This window comes from Ohtaekwangia koreensis (assembly GCF_900167975.1).
Taxonomy (GTDB): Bacteria; Bacteroidota; Bacteroidia; order Cytophagales; family Cyclobacteriaceae; genus Ohtaekwangia; species Ohtaekwangia koreensis.
Window position 1 is genome coordinate 2,482,791 of record NZ_FUZU01000001.1, and the last position, 18,703, is coordinate 2,501,493.

The window sequence follows — 18,703 nt, forward strand, 5'->3', positions numbered from 1 at the left end:
TGTAATGAAAGAGTATTTAAAGCACCACGAGTGGCAGATCATTGAAGAAGGATTGGATCCTCACTATAATAAGATTTCTGAAAGTGTATTCAGCATCGGGAATGGGCGCATGGGACAACGTGCGAATTTCGAGGAAGAGTATTCCGGAGAAACGCTTCGCGGAAGTTATGTGGCCGGAGTATATTATCCCGATAAGACGCGGGTGGGATGGTGGAAGAACGGTTACCCGGAGTATTTTGCGAAAGTACTGAATGCTCCCAACTGGATCGGTATTCATATCAGCATTGAAAACCAGAAGCTGGATCTTGCTAAGTGTAAAGTTGAAGACTTTACACGTATACTGGACATGAAAACCGGACTGCTGTCACGCAGTTTTGTAGCCACGTTCGCAGATGGAAAGAAAGTTCGGGTGGAATCGAAACGATTCTGCAGCATGGCTCATGGTGAAATCGGTGCGATACGGTATGCCATCACACCACTCAATTTTTCAGGTAAAGCGTTTCTCTCGATCTATGTCGATGCGGATGTTGTGAATAAAGATTCCAATTACGATGAAAAATTCTGGGAGGAAGTATATAAAGCAGCTTCCGAAGGTAAAGCGATTGTAACGGCACAAACGAAGAAAACATTCTTTCATGTGACGACCGGTATGCGGTACGTTGTGGAGTCGGAAGGCAAGAAAGTAAACTACGGGCGTATCAATATCGAGCAGCGCGAAAAGTTTGCGGGCAATATAATTCAGGTCGATTTGGTAGAAGGGAAAGAGCTTGTGGTATATAAATACGCTGCTATACTTTCTTCTGAGAATCATCCGAAAGATCAACTGGTAGCAGCTTGTAACAAAGTACTGGATGAAGCCTTTACTAAGAAATTCGATAAGCTCTTCGAGGAGCACGCCAAAGTGTGGGAACACAAATGGGAAGAATGCGATATTACCATTGAAGGAGATATAGCAGCGCAACAGGGTATTCGCTTTAATATATTTCAGCTGACCCAAACTTATACCGGTGAGGATGAAAGATTGAACATCGGCCCGAAAGGTTTTACAGGCGAGAAATATGGTGGAAGTACATATTGGGATACAGAGGCATACTGCCTGCCGTTCTACCTCAGTACATCCGAACCAAAAGTAGCGCGCAACCTGCTTATATACCGCTATAAACATTTGGAGAAGGCAATAGAGAATGCCAAGAAGTTAGGTTTTAAAGATGGCGCAGCCTTTTATCCATTCGTTACGATGAATGGTGAAGAGTGTCATAATGAGTGGGAGATTACATTCGAGGAAATTCATCGCACCAGCGCTATGGCGTACGCGATGCGTGATTATGTGGAATATACCGGTGATAAAAATTACTTTACCGAATTCGGTCTTGAAGTCTTGATTGGTATAGCACGCTTCTGGGCACAACGTGTGAATTTCTCGGCAGAGAAAAATAAGTATGTAATCCTGGGCGTTACCGGTCCAAATGAATACGAGAACAACGTAAACAACAACTGGTATACAAATTACCTGGGGGCATGGACGTTACGATTCGCGCAGCAGGCAATCGACTATGTAAAGAGCGCGGACTCGAAACGATTTGGTGAGATTGTTTCAAAAACGAATTTCAAAGAACAAGAGGAGACCAGCAAGTGGAAGGAGATTGTTGAGAAGATGTACTATCCGCTGGATGAGAAACGCGGTATCATTCTTCAACAGGATGGTTTCATGGACAAAGAAATTCTGCGCGTAAGTGAATTGAAGAAGGAAGATCGCCCCATTAATCAGAAATGGTCGTGGGATAGAATTCTTCGCTCATGCTTTATCAAGCAAGCGGATGTACTGCAAGGTATATTTCTCTTTGAAGACGATTTTGATATAGAGACTATTCGTAAGAATTATGATTTCTACGAGCCCCTTACCGTTCATGAATCATCACTTTCACCTTGTGTACACGTTATACTCGCATCGAAGTTAGGGTATAAATCAAGTGCGTATGATCTATACCTGCGCACAGCACGCCTTGACCTTGACGACTATAACAACGATACGGAAGAAGGTTGCCACATTACCTCCATGGCAGGTACATGGATGAGCGTGGTAAAAGGATTTGGTGGCATGCGTATCCGCGAAGGCAAACTATATTTTAATCCCTTCATTCCGGATCAATGGAAATCCTATTCGTTCCGGATTGAATTCCGTGGGCGTGTACTCAAAATAAAAGTAAGCAAAGATGGAGTGGAGACGAAGCTCGAGTCAGGCGCTCCTTTAACCATCGATGTGAAAGGCGAAAGCGTTGAATTGAAGTAAGTTTGTATATATAAATATTAGAAAGCCTGAAGTCGTAGATTTCGGGCTTTTTTTGTTCGAGTAGTTTTTATATACTTTTATTATACTTTATATATAAATGCTATGTGGTATATACTGGGGTGAGCGCTACATACGTAATCATAAATCGTAATATGATAGGGCAACGACTTCTTTTGGTTATCAAGAGGTATGGTAATCATGATGGTTAGTACACGTTTTAATTTCTTTTTACTAACAGTGTTAATTCGATTTTCGCTGTTCATTTGATTATGCCTGGATATGTTACAGACAAGAATTATCTCGCTTCTTTGATTTTTTTGTTGGGATCTGAACGATGATCTATACCACAAACCACGCTTCATGCTACATACGAAATGTCAACCATAGAGAATGATTTATCGATAGCTATTAGAGTACGTGAACAAGTGAACTAGTAGTTAATATATTTTGAAGATATACAGATGCAAGTAACTTGGTTATATATTCACTAAAGGAAGCATAAGATATTTATTCGATTTTATACTCGATATGCGTGATGACAAACATTATACAATTATATCGATGGTAATGGGTATATTTAACTCGTTGAATGATCTTCCAATAGCTTTCTTAAATCTTATTTAGTGATTAAAGACATCAATTTATTCACGGGGTTTTAGCGATTTATGTTTGATCAGCTATAGAGTACGTTAAATCTTGTCAAGCGTTGACATACAAAATGCGCCTTTATTTAATATTTATTTTGATATTTATCGGCAGCTGTAAATCTGGCTTCGGGCAACAGCTTTTTGTACAGCGCTATCCGACCGAGACACACCAGGCATCTGTTCAAAATTGGAATATTGCACAGGATCAACAAGGTACTTTCTTCTTCGCGAACACAGATGGCGTATTAATATTTGATGGTATTCACTGGGACCTATTACCGCTACCGGGCAATGCGTATTGCCGTGGGCTTGCTATAGATGAAAATGGAAAGGTATATGTAGGCGCAGAGAATGGATTTGGATACCTCCAAAAAAAGTTGGATGGTAAATTTGAATACGTTTCACTCATGGGGTTGTTGGACGAAAAGACTCGCGCTGCCGTCCAGTCAACGGATAATGTAGCGGTATACGATGGATCGGTTTTTTTTAGTGATGAGATGCATTGCTATATATACCGTAATGAAAAGGTCGATGTTTTGGATATGCCCAATATATGGTTTGTCCCTTTAGGTGATTCTTTGTATGGCATAGATGAGAATGCGAGTATACTATATCATTATCAGGACGGTGCTTTTCGAAACACATATTTGAAACTTGAAATCCGCAGTACCCGGCTGGTTGTTGGTTACAAAGAGAAATACCTCCTGATAGTAGACCGGCAGAATCGAGTGTTAGTGGTCGATCCCAAATCGAAGAAAACACAGATTCTTTCCGAAGAAATTAATGCAACGATAAGAAATCTTTTTGTAAGACGAATTTGCCCATTGACGGATGGAAGATTTGCAATTCTTACGGATCAAGAGATAATCATTATTGACTTGAATGGAAAAATTCTTAGCAAGGTCACGAGCGGAATGCTGAGCGAAAGTAATTTATGGTCTTCTATATTTTATGAAGATGCTCAACATAATGTATGGTTTGTAACCGATGAATTTCTGGGGTTGGTTATTACGAGCTCTCCTATAGCATATTATGATAAGACCAACGGTTTTAAAGGCGTTGTATTTTCGTTGGGAGCACAAGGTGAAGAACGATATGTTGGTACCGATGTAGGACTATATCATCAGCAACGCAACCACCAGTTTGAATTTATTCAGGGTACAGATGGTATCATTTGGAATATTTATAATTACAAAAATCGGAATTACCTGGCACATTCAGATGGTGTTTTTGAAGTCGTGCAGCAGCAAGTGACAAAATTGATCGCACATGAGAGTGTCCTATCCATATGTGTTCTCAGGCATAATCCGGAATGTATAGTGATGGGAACTTTTGATACGGGTATATGGCTGCTGACAAAAAGTAAAGGCTCCTGGAGTAAGCGTAAGATAAAAGGCTTTGATGAAGAAGCGCGATTTATACAGCAAGATACTTTAGGTGACTTATGGATTTCGCATGATGGAAAGGGTATCTGGAAATTGCGGTTGAATGAAGAGATGGACTCTATCATTGAAAAAACAATTTACACCACATCATCCGGACTTCCTTCCAATCTTAACAACCGGGTTTTTAAATTAAGTAATGAGGAGATTGTTGTTGGAACTGCGAATGGTATATATACTTATAATGAAACCAGCGATATTTTTGAGCCTGACAATCGATTTGTCAAAGCCTTACAAGGAAGTATTGTCTACTCACTTGCAGAATCGCCAGAAGGGCAAATATATTTCCGTGGGAGAGAGTCGCGGGAAAAAATGAAACAAGTTTCAGGAGTATTACTGAAACAGGCTGATAATACTTACAATGTGCTACGCACTCCTTTTGATAAAATTACCTGGGTTGATTCGGACGCGCCTTTAATTGCCACACAAAGCGGAGCATGGTTCGGTAATAATAATAAAGTGATTGCCTATAATCCGAACCAGCAGACATTCTTTGAGGAATCGCTTGAGCCCATTATAAAAATGGTGACGGCTGCCGATTCTGTAATTTATGTAGATCGTCTCATACATCGGACCATGAATATTCCCTATTCAAAGAACAGTATGTTGTTTAGTTTCAATGTGATGTACTATGAAGATGTTGAAAAGAATGAATTTCAATATAAGCTTACGGGTCTTGATAAAGAGTGGTCAGCGTGGACCAACGCAAGAGAAGCACACTTTACAAATTTGCCGGAAGGCGATTACACTTTCGAAGTGCGTGCCAGAAATGTTTACAACAATGAAAGTAACGTAGCCAGCTATACATTTCATGTTGATCCCCCTATATATAGAACTGTTTGGGCCTACATAGTATATGTACTATTGTTTATCGCTTTAGTATATTGGCTTACTGTCCTGCGGACAAAAAGAGTAAACATTCAAAAGCGAATTTTGGAGCACGAAGTACATGAAAAGACTAAGGAAATTCTGATGCAAAGTGAAGCCCTTGAGCAGCAAGCCGAAATATTGAAGGCATCGAATAATACAAAGGATAAATTATTTTCTATCATATCTCATGACCTGCGCGGACCAATACGTCAGTTCGGTGAAGTATTTAATTTGCTTGAACAGGGGTATATATCAGTTGAAGAATTTCAACACAAGCTTATGCCCAACTTGAAGGAAAGCGCCAATTATGTAGCTACACTAACCGATAATTTGTTGCAATGGGCAAAAGGACAAATGGGAGGTATTCTGGTGAACAAGTCTGAATTTAATCTGACAGATGTCATTCATGAGAATATTAGCCTGCTCAATCCTCAAGCTATTAAAAAATCAATCACTGTTAAAACGGAAATAACAGAAGGGCTCCCGAAAGTGTATGCAGATAAAGATATGGTAAGTCTCATTGTTCGCAACCTTGTTAGCAATGCTATTAAATTTACTCCTGAAAGGGGAATTGTTTCGGTCATCGCGAAACCAGAACCTGGCTATATATTTATATCGGTGCATGACAATGGAACCGGTCTTTCTGAGGAAGATATTAACAAAATCCTGGGAAAAGAATATTTTACTAAATATGGAACGTCAGGAGAGAAGGGGTCTGGACTAGGGCTTATGCTCTGTTGCGAGTTTATTGAAAAAAATGGCGGCAAGTTCAGTATCGAAAGCCAGCAAGGAGTTGGAAGTACATTTACATTTTGTTTGACAATTGTACAGTAATTCTTTGTAGCAACAATTAAAGCATAGTGCGAATCTAAGTTCGTACGCTGTTATCCGGTTTTTATTGTGGCGTTTTTGGGATTTATACACCTTAGCCTATATCTTCGCGATGTCTTATCTGTTATTTGCTAATAGATAACCATTAATCAACGGATAACTGTTAAAGGACTTGATATGCGAATTTTTATTGGAGTACTGATTTTATTTTATACCTCGTTAACGTGGGCCAACCCGGTTACATTTATACCAGCCAATCATCCCGATATACAGTATACGGGCCGCATTGATTTTTCAAATCCGAAGTTGCCCAGATTTTGGGCTGCGGGAGTATATCTACAGATGAAGTTCCAGGGTTCGTCCTGCGCTATAATTCTGAATGACGAAGTACTCTACGGCAAATACCATAACTACCTTGAGATAGCTCTCGATGACCAGAAACCTTTCAGGGTTCAGATGACAGGCAAGACCGATACCATCAAGCTTGACAATGTAAAATCGGGTATACATACCGTTACCATCTGCAAGAACACGGAAGCACTGATCGGTTACCTGGAGTTTGTCGGTATTCAGTGTGAGAAATTATTGCCGATGCCGCCAAAACCAAAACGTAAAATTGAATTCATAGGCAATTCGATCACCTGTGGAATGGGCAGTGATGTTGCTGCGATACCCTGTAACAAAGCCGAATGGTATGATCAGCACAATGCATACTATAGCTATGGGGCTATCGTGGCGAGAACCTTACAAGCGCAGTATCATTTAACATCGGAATCGGGAATCGGCCTTATTCATAATTGCTGTGATAAGCCTTTCTTGATGCCGCAGGTATTTGATAAAGTCAACGTTGGTTCGAATGTCGTTCCGTGGAATTTCAAAAACTATATTCCGGATGTGGTGGCTGTTTGCCTGGGAGAAAATGATGGTATACAAGACTCCGTAAAATTCTGCAGCGCCTATATAGATTTCATTCATACGCTGCGGAGCCATTATCCAAAAGCGCAGATTGTTTGTATGAGCAGTCCGATGGCAAATGCTGCGTTAACAAAGCAAATGAAGAATTACCTGACGGGAATCGTAAACCATGCAGTTAAACAGGGCGATCGGAAAGTGAGTAAGTTTCTATATTCGCGAACCTATGAAAGCGGCTGTGGCGGTCATCCTGACTTAAAAGACCATCAGTTAATGGCAAACGAAGTGACAACGTACCTGAAGTCTCTCATGAAGTGGTAAGATCAGGCCGTTGCCGGAAGAAATACTTCAGCCATCATGCACCGTGCACTACCCCCGCCGTTGCGTTCAATGGTATCGAGGCTCGAATGGATAATCGGATTATACCGCTCAATTTCAGAAACCTGTTCAGCTGTAAGAGATGAATAAGCCTGGGATGACATGATCAGAAATTTTTTACCTTCCCGGTTTCTCACTTGCAACATGTTACCTGCAAAGTGATTCATCTGATCGAGGGTAATGTCAATAATCTTCTTGTTGGTTTTTCCGATCACACTCATCGTCTCGTTGCGTTCCGCTATCGAGGGTATAGACTCCAGGCAAATGACCACATACTCATCGCCCACACACATCATTACATTGGTGTGATATATAGGAAATCCATTCGCATCGGTTGCAACAAACGTCTGAGGGGTATATCCGAGTTGTTTGCAGAACTCATGGAGTACCGTTGCATCTGTTCGTTGTGAGAGGCATGCATAGGCAATTTTATACTCGCGATCCAGTACCATACTTCCCGTTCCCTCTAGGAAGAGATCTCGGTTCTCAAAGGTAGAAAGGTCAATCTGTTTGGCTATCGTAAACTGTTTCCGAATCGTTTCTATAACATGGGCTTTCCGTTCTTGTCTCCGGTTTACTGCATACATGGGATAAAGGACTATACTTCCATCATCATGAAAAGAAACCCAGTTGTTGGGAAATATCGAGTCGGGAGTATGCGGCTCTGCAGTATCGTTCACAACGGTAACATCTATACCGTGTTCGCGTAGTCGCGTCACAAAATCATCAAACTCTTTTAATGCCAGATCCTGCGCATGTATATCCTGCGTAGATTGAAAAGCATTATTGACAGCAGTCTGTGCGTTGTATTCAAATTGCACCGGCCGGATCATCAGCAAATGCGATGTGGTTTGTGACATTTTTTTTTGTTTTAGTCCATTAAAGTTTTGAGCTTTCACTCGATTACTACAAAGTGAAGAGATGTATATCTGTTTTACTTCCGGTAAACTCTTCGCTCGCAGCTATATTACGTTTATAGCTTGTTGGCTATATTTAATTTCGAAGCATATAACGCAAGACTGTTTAAAAGTCTCGTAGCATTCATTCAAGGTTGTCTCGAAGCAAAGGCATACTCATACAATGAAAACCGCCACGGGCTCTGGAGAGTTCGGCTGAAGGCATCAGAATTAATGTGTCCTTGAGATCCTCGGTGCGAACTCTTTTTGCTTCGAGATCTTCCAATAAGGAATGCACGTGAATTACATGAAAGCCCTGCGCCCGGAACGCGTCCGTGGTTTTATCGTTTCGGTCGTAGCCCAGCACAACGCCTTCGCGCAAAGCAAGTACATTACAAGAGTCGGTCCACTGCTCGCGTACATCATATGGAAATTCATTGTTGCCCGAATAGATGAACGTTACCTTCTCTTTGCATTTCAAATCTGTTTCACTGATGTTTATGAGCAATTCTTCCAGTCCATCAAAATGAAGCGGATGTTCCAAATCATTTCTCAGGAACTGAGTGATTTTGATCGGGTCATCTTTCTTTTTACTTTCCAGTATACGCTCAACCGGATCAGCATCTTCTTTCCGTATACTCTTCCTGGAAAAGTTACCGAGCATAACCCATACGTTGCGTTTCACTTGCGTGAAGACTGTATCAATATGCATATAGTCTCGCTTCTTGGGAATGCGGATCACCGTTATCTTATCAACGATTTTCTTTTCGAAGAGAAGGTTAATGACCTGATGTGCGGCTTCAACGGTAGTACGCTCGCTTACGCCTATCAGCAAATGCCTGGCGCTTATCATCATCAGATCACCGCCTTCAAGGGTAACCTTTTTGTCATCACTTTCCTTCGGCATCAGGAAGTGATGCGATGTATCTTCAATCTCGAGTATAGTATTACGAAAGGCTTCGAATAAAGTGTGATTGAAGAATATATATTTGGTCAGTAATGCCTCGCGTGTTCTTGCTTTCTTGGCAGGGCGATTCAATAAAATATGATCATTGATCACTACACCAATATCACGCGTAAAGATAAAGTTAGGTATAGGAGCAAAGAGCATGCGGCCATCTTTCAATGTCCCGCTGATCAATACTTTTGATAATGCTATAGGCTCCAGATCAAACAAGCATTTCTGTGTATCATACGAGCAAAATTCAACGGCACATACCGATGCCACCAGTTTGATCTTGATTGTATCATCCCGCAGAATATCCGCCAGTAACCATTGCAATTCAATTACCTTGTCGGATGCGTGAAAGCCTGCATTATCTGGTTTATAGAAATTCCGGTTACTGGTTTCAGAATCAATCTCTGTTAATTTGCCGGCTATCTTATCAGGGTCAAGAAAGTAAAGTAAGATCCGGGTATAATAATCGTACTCCTTTTTACGGATTGTGTCCAAATGCACTATATCTTCAAATAGCCAGTCTTGTGCTTTGGAGGGGACTACTTTTCCAAGGCTGCTATCCGGGCTATGGACCAGGAGCCTGCGTAACGTTCCGATTTCAGAAGTAATGTGGATTGAATCACTATTCATAAGGACATTTATAACCTACAAGGAACAACCCTGTTTTGTGATTTACAAACAGATCCGGCCAATTAAGTTTAAAAAGATCATTTGAAAATTTGCTAGCGTCACCAGTTGTACTTCAATAAAAGTGATATGTCCCGTTTTTTCAATCGGCATTACTCTATACACCAAATACGTATATTAATGCTTCATATTTTAACCCCATTTTTCTGGACGTATAAACAAAATATACAGGTTGTATAAATAAGTTGAATGAACACCGGAAAAATATGTATACTAGATGTTTAATACAGAACGTACATGCACGTCAAAATCCAGCCTTACCAGGAAGATCATAAAGATGAAATTGCCAATCTCATTCTGGATATTCAACAAAGGGAATTTCACATTGCTATATCATTGAATGATCAACCGGATCTGCTGGACATTCGTAATTTTTACAGGAGGGGAAACGGTAATTTCTGGTGCGCTATATCCACGGAAGGAGAAGTTATCGGGACGATTGCACTCATCGATATGGGGGACGGCATGGGCGCTATACGAAAGATGTTTGTGCGCGAGGATTGGCGTGGAAAAGACAAAAACGTTGCTTCATCATTATTATATACCCTGGAAACCTGGGCATTGAACTATGGTATAAAAACACTTTACCTGGGCACTGTGGATGTATTAAAAGCAGCCCAGCGATTCTATAACCGTGAAGGATTTGTAGTAGTGGATGCTGCAGATCTTCCTGCCAGTTTTCCGCGCATGCCAGTAGATACGCTTTTCTTCAAAAAAGACCTATTCTCAACGATTCTGTAAAACAATTTTATAAACGTTGTGCCAGCATAAACTGGCACAACGTAAATATATAGTTAGTTTTTCTTAATAATGACCGTTCGTGAAGTCGATCGGTTTCCTCTGGCTACACGCACCTGGTATACACCATCCGGTATATTCTCAGCAGAGATTGTGACGTCATTTTCTCCACTGGTTTTGGCTTCGTAGTGAACAGCCTTCAGCACGCGTCCGTTGATATCGATAAGACTGATCTCCAATGCATCACCCTGGTCAGCGTTGGTGTTAATATAGACTTCACGTCCTGCAGGATTGGGATATACCGAGAATCCGCGATTACCTCTCTCTGCAGTTTCATCCGATGCTATATTCATAGTACTGGAAGCAGCACCACTGCTGATCACGAGGTGATCCAGGTTCGGTCCGCTGCTGCCGATGGCCGTGGCGCGGATCAGGTTTGTACCTGCATTCAACGAAGCTGTTAGGGATACCGTTGTCCAGGTCGTCCACGTGGTAGTTCGCGGAAATGTCAATGACGGATTGATCGTGGTCCCATTCACGCTGATCGCCAGCGAGCGAGGTGTGTTGCCCATGGAGTACCGGAAAGTAAGTGTATACGTACCGGCAGAAGGTATATTTGCCGCTGACCACTGAACATAGTCGTTCGAAGCATTGATATAATCTGCGAATCCTGTTCCGGTATAACCTGCCTGGTTGCTAAGGACGATGGCACCCGACAAAGTCGCATTCTCTGCTTCCAATGTAACCGGACCAAACGAACCCGGCCGGTATAATATAGTACCCGGAATGGCCTGCTTAGTAATGCCCGGACCTGCGTAACTCGCCGTGAGCACGGCAGAACCCTGACGCTCAAAGAACGTAACGGTAAGGCTATGCTTTCCTCTTTTCAAGCCTATACTTCCGGATGCTTCCTGAGCGGCATGCAAACCATCATTGTTCACAACCAGTGTCGAACCTATATATAGCTGGCTGCCATCATCCGAGCTGGTGTAAAATGTATACGTTCCATCGGTGGGTACATCAATGAACCCGGTATACCGGAATGCATAGTCATCTTCACGATTGCGTGGAGTCAGGTTGATGGTGGCAATATTACCGGTTTCTATGGGGGTAAGGGTTGCAAAATTTGGTAACGCGCTCCACGCGCCTTCATAGTAATTATAGGCTATACCTGCTACTGTATTTGCTGGATTTTCAGGTTCGCGCAATGTGCTCACCGTATAAACGGCAGTATAGGTAATATCATCGATGGGAGTGGAGATTGTTTGTGTAGCGCTGCCACCATGAAGCCACCGATCAAATGTATAGGTAACGCCTCCGGATGTTTGTGGTGACACAACACCAATGGTGCGTTGTATACCTTCAACGCTCAGGTCAGAGGTTGGTGTAGTCACCGGTTGTCCATCTAACGTAACCTGCAATCCTGCAGGCTGAGTTGCCAGGTTGATGGTTGACTTGCGGGGGAGTATATCGCGTTGCACCGTATCTCTTAATCCTTGGGAATCGGTCACGATGAGATATAGTCTATACCAGACATCATCGGCAACTTCACCACTGGTGGGAATCGTGAATGATCCGCTCTTGACGCCCGAGGCTACCGGTGGTCCGTCATGATGGTGAGTTCCATGGTGAAAATCTACCAGCCAGGTAAAGGCACTGGCAGGCAGCGTACCATCTTCTGCATCGGTAGCGTCTCCGGAGAAGCTGATCACATCTCCCCCGCGGTATAGTGTACCGGTAGCCGGAGTACTTATAGTTGCCACCGGAGCCGCGTTGAATGTTGTCACCGTAAGCTGTGCGGCATTACTGGTAACACTGCCAGCGGAGTTCGATACAATAACACGATATGCACCGGCATTCGCGGCCTGTGTATTGGCAATCGTGTAGGTGGACGAAGTAGCACCTGCTATATTTACATTATTTCTTTGCCACTGATAGCTTAGCGGTGCTGTGCCGGTGGCGGTAACAGAAAAAGAAGCAGACTGTCCTGCGGATACGGTAACGCTAGTGGGTTGTGTTACAATGGCTGGCGCGGTATTGACAGTATATATAATTCTGAACAGCGCCCCCGTGCTTCGTTCGAGATAGTATAGATTTCCATCATTGCCTACATCTATACTCAGCGCATCACCACCAAGGCCTGTGGCAAATGGCAAGCGTGTTGCAGTAGATCCCGATAGATTCAGCATGTTGATCCAGCGATTGCAAAGATCCTGAAAGAAATAGCGGCCTATATATTCTGCCGGATAGTTTGTTGAAGAAGGATTAAAGAATACACCACCAGTAATTGCACAGCCATTTCCATCGCCAGAGCCATGCGGGTATGCATATACCGGGTTTGTAAAGGCAGGGTTGGAGCCATTGCCTTCAACACTCGGCCAGCCAAAGTTTAGCCCTCCGGTAGTAGCATCGTTGATTTCTTCCCAGGTATTCTGCCCGACATCATTTACGAAAATTCTTCCTGTACCCGGCTGAACATCGAATGTATAGGGATTCCTCAGACCATAGGCCCAAACTCTTCTGCGTTGTTCGGAGCCTGTTGTAAAGGGATTACCCGCAGGGACAGAACCGTCTGGATTAATACGCAATACTTTACCATGATAGGTATCAAGGTTTTGTGCATTCGCGGAATTTGCATTCTCGCCAATAGCGACATATAGCAACCCGTTTTTGAAATGCATAGCCCCGCCGTTGTGATTGGTGGCACTGCTGAGTGGATCAAGATTTAATATGACAACTTCGCTTCCAGGTGTAACTACATCACCATTGCCTGTAAAACGACTAATACGGTTTCGCGATCCATCCGGCAATGTATAGTATAGATATACATATTGATTGGTTGAAAAGTTAGGGTCGAGCGCGATGCCGATGAGACCCCGCTCGCCACTGGAGTTTACACTCAGTTGCAGAAAAGGAGTTGCCAGCAGTGTTCCGTTCTTGATAATGCGCAGCGCACCATTTTGCTGCGCTACAAAAATTCTTCCGTCAGGGGCAAAGGCCATTACGGTTGGATTGCTGATGCCGCTAGCAACTTGCACACGGCTAAAACCTGTCGGAAAGGTTTGGGCAAACAAAGGTCCACTTAAAATTGTGGCTACGATCAGGAAAAGACTAAGTCTTCCTTTTAAAGAGAAAGGAGAGTTTACGTGTTGCATGAAAGTGATTGGTTAAAAGTGTTATCATACGCAGATGTAAAATAGTGGCAGACCCGAAGTATACATGACGTATAGATCGGGTCTGTGTGAAATTATTATTATATATACTTAATACGTTGCTGCTTCTGATAACACGTTCGAAACAATGCACCTGATACCGTTGAATTCACTCACAATCACCACCACTTTTAAGAGTATTTGTAATGCATTGCCCAACTGCCGGTTCGATTGCCGGCAGCCAATAGTCTAAATAATAATGCCATTGAAGCAGGTTGGGTTCTGCTATAATTAGAACGCCAGGGTAAATATAGAGGTGGAGAAAAATAAACAAACTGTGTATCGACTATCACCAGTTAAGCGCCACGAAGGTGTGGCTGGAAGACATTAATGGAGCTAACGTTTAAACACTTACTCTGCTTTTTGAAACAGCCTTACATCAATCTCGGGATTATTCAATACGATAACATCACTGGTGTCACCAAGTACTTCATCTATCAAACCAAAGTCTTTTGCTTCGGGCGCACTCATAAATTTATCACGCAGGAAGTACTCTTCGATCTCCTTCCAGGTATGGCCGGAATGTTTACCCATTAAATGAAACAACTGTGCTTGAATGCGCTCCTGCTCACGTGTGGCAATGCGCACATCTTCTGTATAACCCTGCGCTCCGCCACCCGTGGGGTGCATATGTATAGTGGCATGTGGCAACGCATATCGTTTTCCTTTAGCACCGGACGTCAGCAAGGCTGTACCCATGCTCGCAGAAACACCTACGGCTACAGTGGAAACGGGAGCTTGGATCATTTGCATGGCGTCATAAATGGCGAGTCCTGCATATACACTTCCTCCCGGACTATTTATATATAGGCTGATCTGCCTTTTCTGATCTATACTGTTGAGGTATAATAACTGCGCTACAATTACATTGGCCACGGCATCGTTGATGCCCGTGCCTAAAAACACTATTCGTTCCTTCAGCAGCAGACTATAAATGTCATAAGCACGTTCACCCCGGGAACTATTGTCGATTACCATCGGTACCATATTCGCCTGTATCATGTATATTATTTAAAAAGTTGAAGGATCTCTTGTTTGAAGTCCTGGTGTTTGGCATCGTTGAAAATGGTTTGATGCACAACCTGTACTTCTTTCTTTAATTTCTTGCGATGATAGAGTTTCAATACGCTATATACTTTCTTCTGCGCAGCTACATTCCATCGCAATACGGGATTCGTCAGTAACCTTGCTTCGAAAACTAATGTCTCTTCCGGTTCAAGTTTTCCCAAAAGGTATTTTTCAGCCAGGGCTATATCATTCAATGAAGTCCTCATATGCAATGGATTTTTCTTTGATCTTGTCTCTGACTTTTTCTAGGCATTTGAATTTCTGAACCGTGGCGGAGCGTTCAGTAATAAATCCGAATCTCCCGGCAATCTCTTTCATCGATACTTTCTCATAGTAAAATGTATGCAGCAACTCCATACACTTTCGTCCCGACTGTTCGATAAATTTTAGCAACTGATTCGTGTTGATGGTTGGAACATAATCATTGGGAAGTGTAATGTTGATTTCCGTACTATCCAATGAAATCCTCATACGGTCGCGCGTGAATTTCCGGATCCACAAGTGCTTGGCGATTCCCAATATATAGGCTTCCGTGGAAGTTTGAAGGACAAAGCTTTCGTCCTGACTCTTCTCATAGTAAATCACCAGCGCATCCTGAAAGATATCCGAAGAATCCTCAAGAGTTCCATTCATCTTACTGACAAACCGTGCAACACCAGGAAATGCCTTTTTATATAGTGCTTCAAACACTTTTTCGCGTGCTGCTTCAGGCTGCACAGATATACCTTCTTTTAGTTGTATACATTCCATGATGGTGTGTATTTAATAGTATGTGCAGCAAAGTATGGAAGTATCACCGTTTATCTGTAATTTTTTTTCATAGGTGTTTGCTTCCATCTGCATAAAGTTAAACCCTTTTATTGGCATACTTATTTGAAAGTGGTTTGAAAATTAACGCTCGACCCTGTCAAAATATAGGTCACATAAATAATCAATAGATGAAAGCTCTTGTTTTTCACAAGCCAAAAGATGTTCGGGTTGAGACAGTAGAGGATCCCCGGATAGAAGATCCGCGTGATGCAATAATCCGGGTAACGTCCACCGCGATCTGTGGATCGGACTTACATATTTATAATGGTATGGTTCCTCAGCCACGATCGATGGTATTGGGGCATGAATTCATGGGAGTTGTAGAAGAAGTGGGAAGTGGAATATCCAATCTGAAAAAAGGTGATCGGGTAGTAGTGCCGTTTCCTATAGCATGTGGTCATTGTCATTTTTGCGCGATGGATTTGCCCACACATTGTGAAAGCTCAAATCATAATACGTACGGTCCCGAAGGTGAGATCATAATAGCGAAAGGTGCTGGTGGTGCACTGTATGGGTATACCGATCTATACGGTGGCTATAACGGAGGACAAGCTGAGTATGCACGCATCATGTATGCGGATTATAGTCCCCGCAAAGTGCCCGACAATCTGACCGACGAACAAGTACTTTTTCTTACCGATATATTTCCAACCGGTTGGTCAGCGATCGATTGGGCAGGACTGAAAGGAGGGGAGACCGTTGTTGTATTTGGTTGTGGCCCGGTGGGGATCATGGCGCAAAAGGCTGCCTGGCTTAAAGGTGCAGGACGTGTGATCGGTGTAGATATATATCCCTATCGTTTGGAGCGTGCACGGTTAACCGCCAATGTAGAGACAATCAATGCCGCAGAATGCGATGCCGTTCAGGTAATCCGTGATATGACACGTGGCTATGGAGCAGATGTGTGCGTGGATGCTGTGGGCATGGAAGCCGATCGTTCTACGATGGAAAAAATAGTAAATGTATTGCAAGCCGAGAAGGGATCGATGAAAGTGTTGGAAGCTTGTCTCGACGCTGTACGCAGAGGCGGGGCCGTTACCGTTGTAGGAGTATACGGATCACCGTATGATAATTTTCCATTGTATAAATGGTTTGATAAAGGAATTAAATTGATGGGAGGACAAGCCTGGGTGCAGCGCTATATCGATGAGTTGCTGTCCATTGTAGAGAGTGGAAAAGTAAAGCTCGATGATGTGATCTCTCACCGGGTTCCGCTTTCAGAGGCATCACGGATGTATGACATCTTTAATAAAAAGGAAGACAACTGTGTGAAGGTAGTATTGAAGCCTTGATATAGTATACAGGTGTCGTATAAATGATGTAGTATAAATATTGTATAATCTTTCTCTGGATTGTTGAATAGTTTTATCCTGTAAGATATAGCTATTCAATAATTCTTGTTTTGAAGAATTTAGATCAATCACCACCACATCCGCCACAACCACTACATCCGGATGAGGAGCATCCGCTGTCTCCATGCGAACTGCAGCCACTGTGCCCGCCACTGGAAGAACTACCACTGGTATCGAATGTAGTCCAGCAGCCGGTACCACCACATCCACTCGTATCTGTTGAGGTTCTCTTCATTTCTTCAGATAGTTCCTTATCGATCTCTTGTGCTAACCCGATGTCAAGGCCACTTATCAGGAATATATTTCCGCCTATGGCGCGCAACGATTCCAGTACATTTTTATCTTTTGTCTTGCGATACGATGCAACTACTTCTTCGAGCGCTATAAATTCATCGGCGATGGTCTTCTTTAATTGTATTCCAGATCTTGTATAATCGAATCCACCAAAAATTTTCTGAAGGAAGGTTGTCTCAAATGCACTGTGAAGTCCATTACTTCTTAGCACGTAGCTGTGATACGTTCTTTTCGATTTTGCATTTTGATACCCTATACTCACCATGTTCTTGAATAATATCTTCTGGTCGCTGTTTCTTCTGAACGTTGAAAGAAAGACAGTCTCATGGAGTTTATCCGTCCAGGTATCAAAGTTTCGTCCCGGTACAACATATTGATATATCTTTGGTGGATCATTCTTGTTATACTGTCGGGTTGTTGTTTCCAATTCCAATACCTGCCGGAAAATTAAATCCATCAGGGTATATTTTAACAGGTCATTCAGGTGTGTTGCCGATCCGTGTACTGCCAGTAACGTTTCAGCGGGTGTGAGTTTTGATAATTGATTCATATTATAAATGGTTTTTTAATAATCCAATGTGTAGCGAGGTTGATGCGTTGGAAATTTATGTCACTAAATCTTTTGTCATTATCAGGCCATAAGTCTTTTGGCGGACGCTGGTGAAAGACAACCTTGTATATATCTTTCGTTTTTGAATACCAGTCGTCAAACTTCGACCCTTCTTGTTTACCTCCTTTTGTGGGGCCGTGGTGAATTTCACGCTTTAGTATAGTGTGACACAGTTCTTCCCAGTAGGAGTGTGTATAGAGCAGATGCAGGTGCCATACCTGGTCTACCTGGTCGGAAGGTGTAAGCGGATGATCAGCGATGCAGATCAGGAATATAAATTTTTTATACTCTTCAATAGCACGCAGTGAAAATTCCAGGGTCCATCCGTTTTCACGGGCAAGTCTGCCGCTAAAAGAAAGTGATGAATCGGGGTCGTCCAGTTCAAACGCTTTGATCTCTTTCCAGAGAACGGTATGTTCTTCCTTCATAGTTCGTGGTTATTTTCGCGATAGTATAGTTGTATGGCGGGCAAAATGATTTGATTGCCTGGCTATCAATATTGTAGAATGAAATGATTGAGAATTAAATAATGAGGGATCTTGTGGAACGTCAGAGGATGTCTGAATGATGTAATGATAGGTGTCAGATAATTAGTTGTTTCACACTCTAAGAAACGGATTTTTCGGGCATAGGTTTCTATATTTAGCAGTAACTTTTTTTATCACTTGGTGCTCTTTAAAAGTGTTCAACGACAGGTCAACCTTGTTC

General features: G+C 42.5%; 13 protein-coding genes. 5 read left to right on the forward strand and 8 right to left on the reverse strand.

Annotation, left to right across the window (positions count from 1 at the left end; all coding sequences use genetic code 11):
- Window positions 1–4: 4 nt before the first annotated feature.
- The 3 genes from B5Y40_RS10005 (at window position 5) to B5Y40_RS10015 (ending at window position 7,313) form a co-directional block, all read left to right on the forward strand.
- Window positions 5–2,290: a glycoside hydrolase family 65 protein gene (locus B5Y40_RS10005; protein ID WP_079686532.1), complete on the forward strand. Its 2,286-nt coding sequence runs from the start codon at window positions 5–7 to the stop codon at window positions 2,288–2,290.
- A gap of 718 nt (window positions 2,291–3,008) precedes the next feature.
- On the forward strand, window positions 3,009–6,083 hold the full coding sequence (locus B5Y40_RS10010) for a sensor histidine kinase (protein WP_079686533.1): 3,075 nt from the start codon (window positions 3,009–3,011) through the stop codon (window positions 6,081–6,083).
- A 174-nt stretch (window positions 6,084–6,257) separates the two neighbouring features.
- Window positions 6,258–7,313: an SGNH/GDSL hydrolase family protein gene (locus B5Y40_RS10015; RefSeq protein ID WP_079686534.1), complete on the forward strand. Its 1,056-nt coding sequence runs from the start codon at window positions 6,258–6,260 to the stop codon at window positions 7,311–7,313.
- A 2-nt stretch (window positions 7,314–7,315) separates the two neighbouring features.
- On the opposite strand, the gene ctlX is transcribed toward B5Y40_RS10015, so the two are convergent.
- Entirely contained in the window at window positions 7,316–8,230 is a 915-nt protein-coding gene (ctlX, locus tag B5Y40_RS10020) for a citrulline utilization hydrolase CtlX (RefSeq protein ID WP_245840508.1), read from the reverse strand.
- A 181-nt stretch (window positions 8,231–8,411) separates the two neighbouring features.
- Window positions 8,412–9,854: an arginine deiminase family protein gene (locus B5Y40_RS10025; protein WP_079686535.1), complete on the reverse strand. Its 1,443-nt coding sequence runs from the start codon at window positions 9,852–9,854 to the stop codon at window positions 8,412–8,414.
- A gap of 294 nt (window positions 9,855–10,148) precedes the next feature.
- On the opposite strand from B5Y40_RS10025, the gene B5Y40_RS10030 reads away from it, so the two are divergent.
- On the forward strand, window positions 10,149–10,652 hold the full coding sequence (locus B5Y40_RS10030) for a GNAT family N-acetyltransferase (RefSeq protein WP_079686536.1): 504 nt from the start codon (window positions 10,149–10,151) through the stop codon (window positions 10,650–10,652).
- A gap of 53 nt (window positions 10,653–10,705) precedes the next feature.
- Here the strand turns inward: B5Y40_RS10030 and B5Y40_RS10035 are convergent, their stop codons facing one another.
- The 4 genes from B5Y40_RS10035 to B5Y40_RS10050 form a co-directional block, all read right to left on the reverse strand.
- Window positions 10,706–13,804 (reverse strand): PQQ-dependent sugar dehydrogenase, encoded by a 3,099-nt coding sequence (locus B5Y40_RS10035; protein WP_079686537.1) that lies wholly within the window; start codon window positions 13,802–13,804, stop codon window positions 10,706–10,708.
- 408 nt (window positions 13,805–14,212) lie between these two features.
- The gene (locus tag B5Y40_RS10040) at window positions 14,213–14,863 is read right to left on the reverse strand and encodes a ClpP family protease (protein ID WP_079686538.1); all 651 of its coding nucleotides are present in this window, start codon (window positions 14,861–14,863) and stop codon (window positions 14,213–14,215) included.
- A gap of 5 nt (window positions 14,864–14,868) precedes the next feature.
- Window positions 14,869–15,135 (reverse strand): hypothetical protein, encoded by a 267-nt coding sequence (locus B5Y40_RS10045; RefSeq protein ID WP_079686539.1) that lies wholly within the window; start codon window positions 15,133–15,135, stop codon window positions 14,869–14,871.
- Entirely contained in the window at window positions 15,116–15,679 is a 564-nt protein-coding gene (locus B5Y40_RS10050) for an RNA polymerase sigma factor (protein ID WP_221408886.1), read from the reverse strand. Before B5Y40_RS10050 ends, B5Y40_RS10045 begins: the two co-directional genes overlap by 20 nt.
- Before the next feature lie 188 nt (window positions 15,680–15,867).
- Here B5Y40_RS10050 and B5Y40_RS10055 point away from each other — a divergent pair, with 188 nt between their 5' ends.
- On the forward strand, window positions 15,868–17,031 hold the full coding sequence (locus B5Y40_RS10055; protein WP_079686540.1) for a zinc-dependent alcohol dehydrogenase: 1,164 nt from the start codon (window positions 15,868–15,870) through the stop codon (window positions 17,029–17,031).
- Window positions 17,032–17,155: 124 nt separating this feature from the next.
- On the opposite strand, the gene B5Y40_RS10060 is transcribed toward B5Y40_RS10055, so the two are convergent.
- Together B5Y40_RS10060 and B5Y40_RS10065 are read right to left on the reverse strand one after the other, a co-directional pair.
- The gene (locus tag B5Y40_RS10060) at window positions 17,156–17,935 is read right to left on the reverse strand and encodes a hypothetical protein (protein WP_079686541.1); all 780 of its coding nucleotides are present in this window, start codon (window positions 17,933–17,935) and stop codon (window positions 17,156–17,158) included.
- Window positions 17,932–18,423 (reverse strand): glycine-rich domain-containing protein, encoded by a 492-nt coding sequence (locus tag B5Y40_RS10065; RefSeq protein ID WP_079686542.1) that lies wholly within the window; start codon window positions 18,421–18,423, stop codon window positions 17,932–17,934. The genes B5Y40_RS10060 and B5Y40_RS10065 overlap by 4 nt, the downstream gene beginning before the upstream one ends.
- Window positions 18,424–18,703: the final 280 nt, after the last annotated feature.

Excerpts from the sequence above, each read along its gene's own strand:
- B5Y40_RS10065 (WP_079686542.1), bottom strand. The coding sequence starts at position 18,423 with ATGAAGGAAGAACATACCGTTCTCTGGAAAGAGATCAAAGCGTTTGAA.
- B5Y40_RS10035 (WP_079686537.1), bottom strand. The coding sequence starts at position 13,804 with ATGCAACACGTAAACTCTCCTTTCTCTTTAAAAGGAAGACTTAGTCTT.
- B5Y40_RS10050 (WP_221408886.1), bottom strand. The coding sequence starts at position 15,679 with ATGGAATGTATACAACTAAAAGAAGGTATATCTGTGCAGCCTGAAGCA.
- B5Y40_RS10025 (WP_079686535.1), bottom strand. The coding sequence starts at position 9,854 with ATGAATAGTGATTCAATCCACATTACTTCTGAAATCGGAACGTTACGC.
- B5Y40_RS10055 (WP_079686540.1), top strand. The coding sequence starts at position 15,868 with ATGAAAGCTCTTGTTTTTCACAAGCCAAAAGATGTTCGGGTTGAGACA.
- B5Y40_RS10040 (WP_079686538.1), bottom strand. The coding sequence starts at position 14,863 with ATGATACAGGCGAATATGGTACCGATGGTAATCGACAATAGTTCCCGG.
- B5Y40_RS10005 (WP_079686532.1), top strand. The coding sequence starts at position 5 with ATGAAAGAGTATTTAAAGCACCACGAGTGGCAGATCATTGAAGAAGGA.
- B5Y40_RS10060 (WP_079686541.1), bottom strand. The coding sequence starts at position 17,935 with ATGAATCAATTATCAAAACTCACACCCGCTGAAACGTTACTGGCAGTA.
- B5Y40_RS10015 (WP_079686534.1), top strand. The coding sequence starts at position 6,258 with ATGCGAATTTTTATTGGAGTACTGATTTTATTTTATACCTCGTTAACG.
- B5Y40_RS10030 (WP_079686536.1), top strand. The coding sequence starts at position 10,149 with ATGCACGTCAAAATCCAGCCTTACCAGGAAGATCATAAAGATGAAATT.
- B5Y40_RS10010 (WP_079686533.1), top strand. The coding sequence starts at position 3,009 with ATGCGCCTTTATTTAATATTTATTTTGATATTTATCGGCAGCTGTAAA.
- B5Y40_RS10045 (WP_079686539.1), bottom strand. The coding sequence starts at position 15,135 with ATGAGGACTTCATTGAATGATATAGCCCTGGCTGAAAAATACCTTTTG.
- ctlX (WP_245840508.1), bottom strand. The coding sequence starts at position 8,230 with ATGTCACAAACCACATCGCATTTGCTGATGATCCGGCCGGTGCAATTT.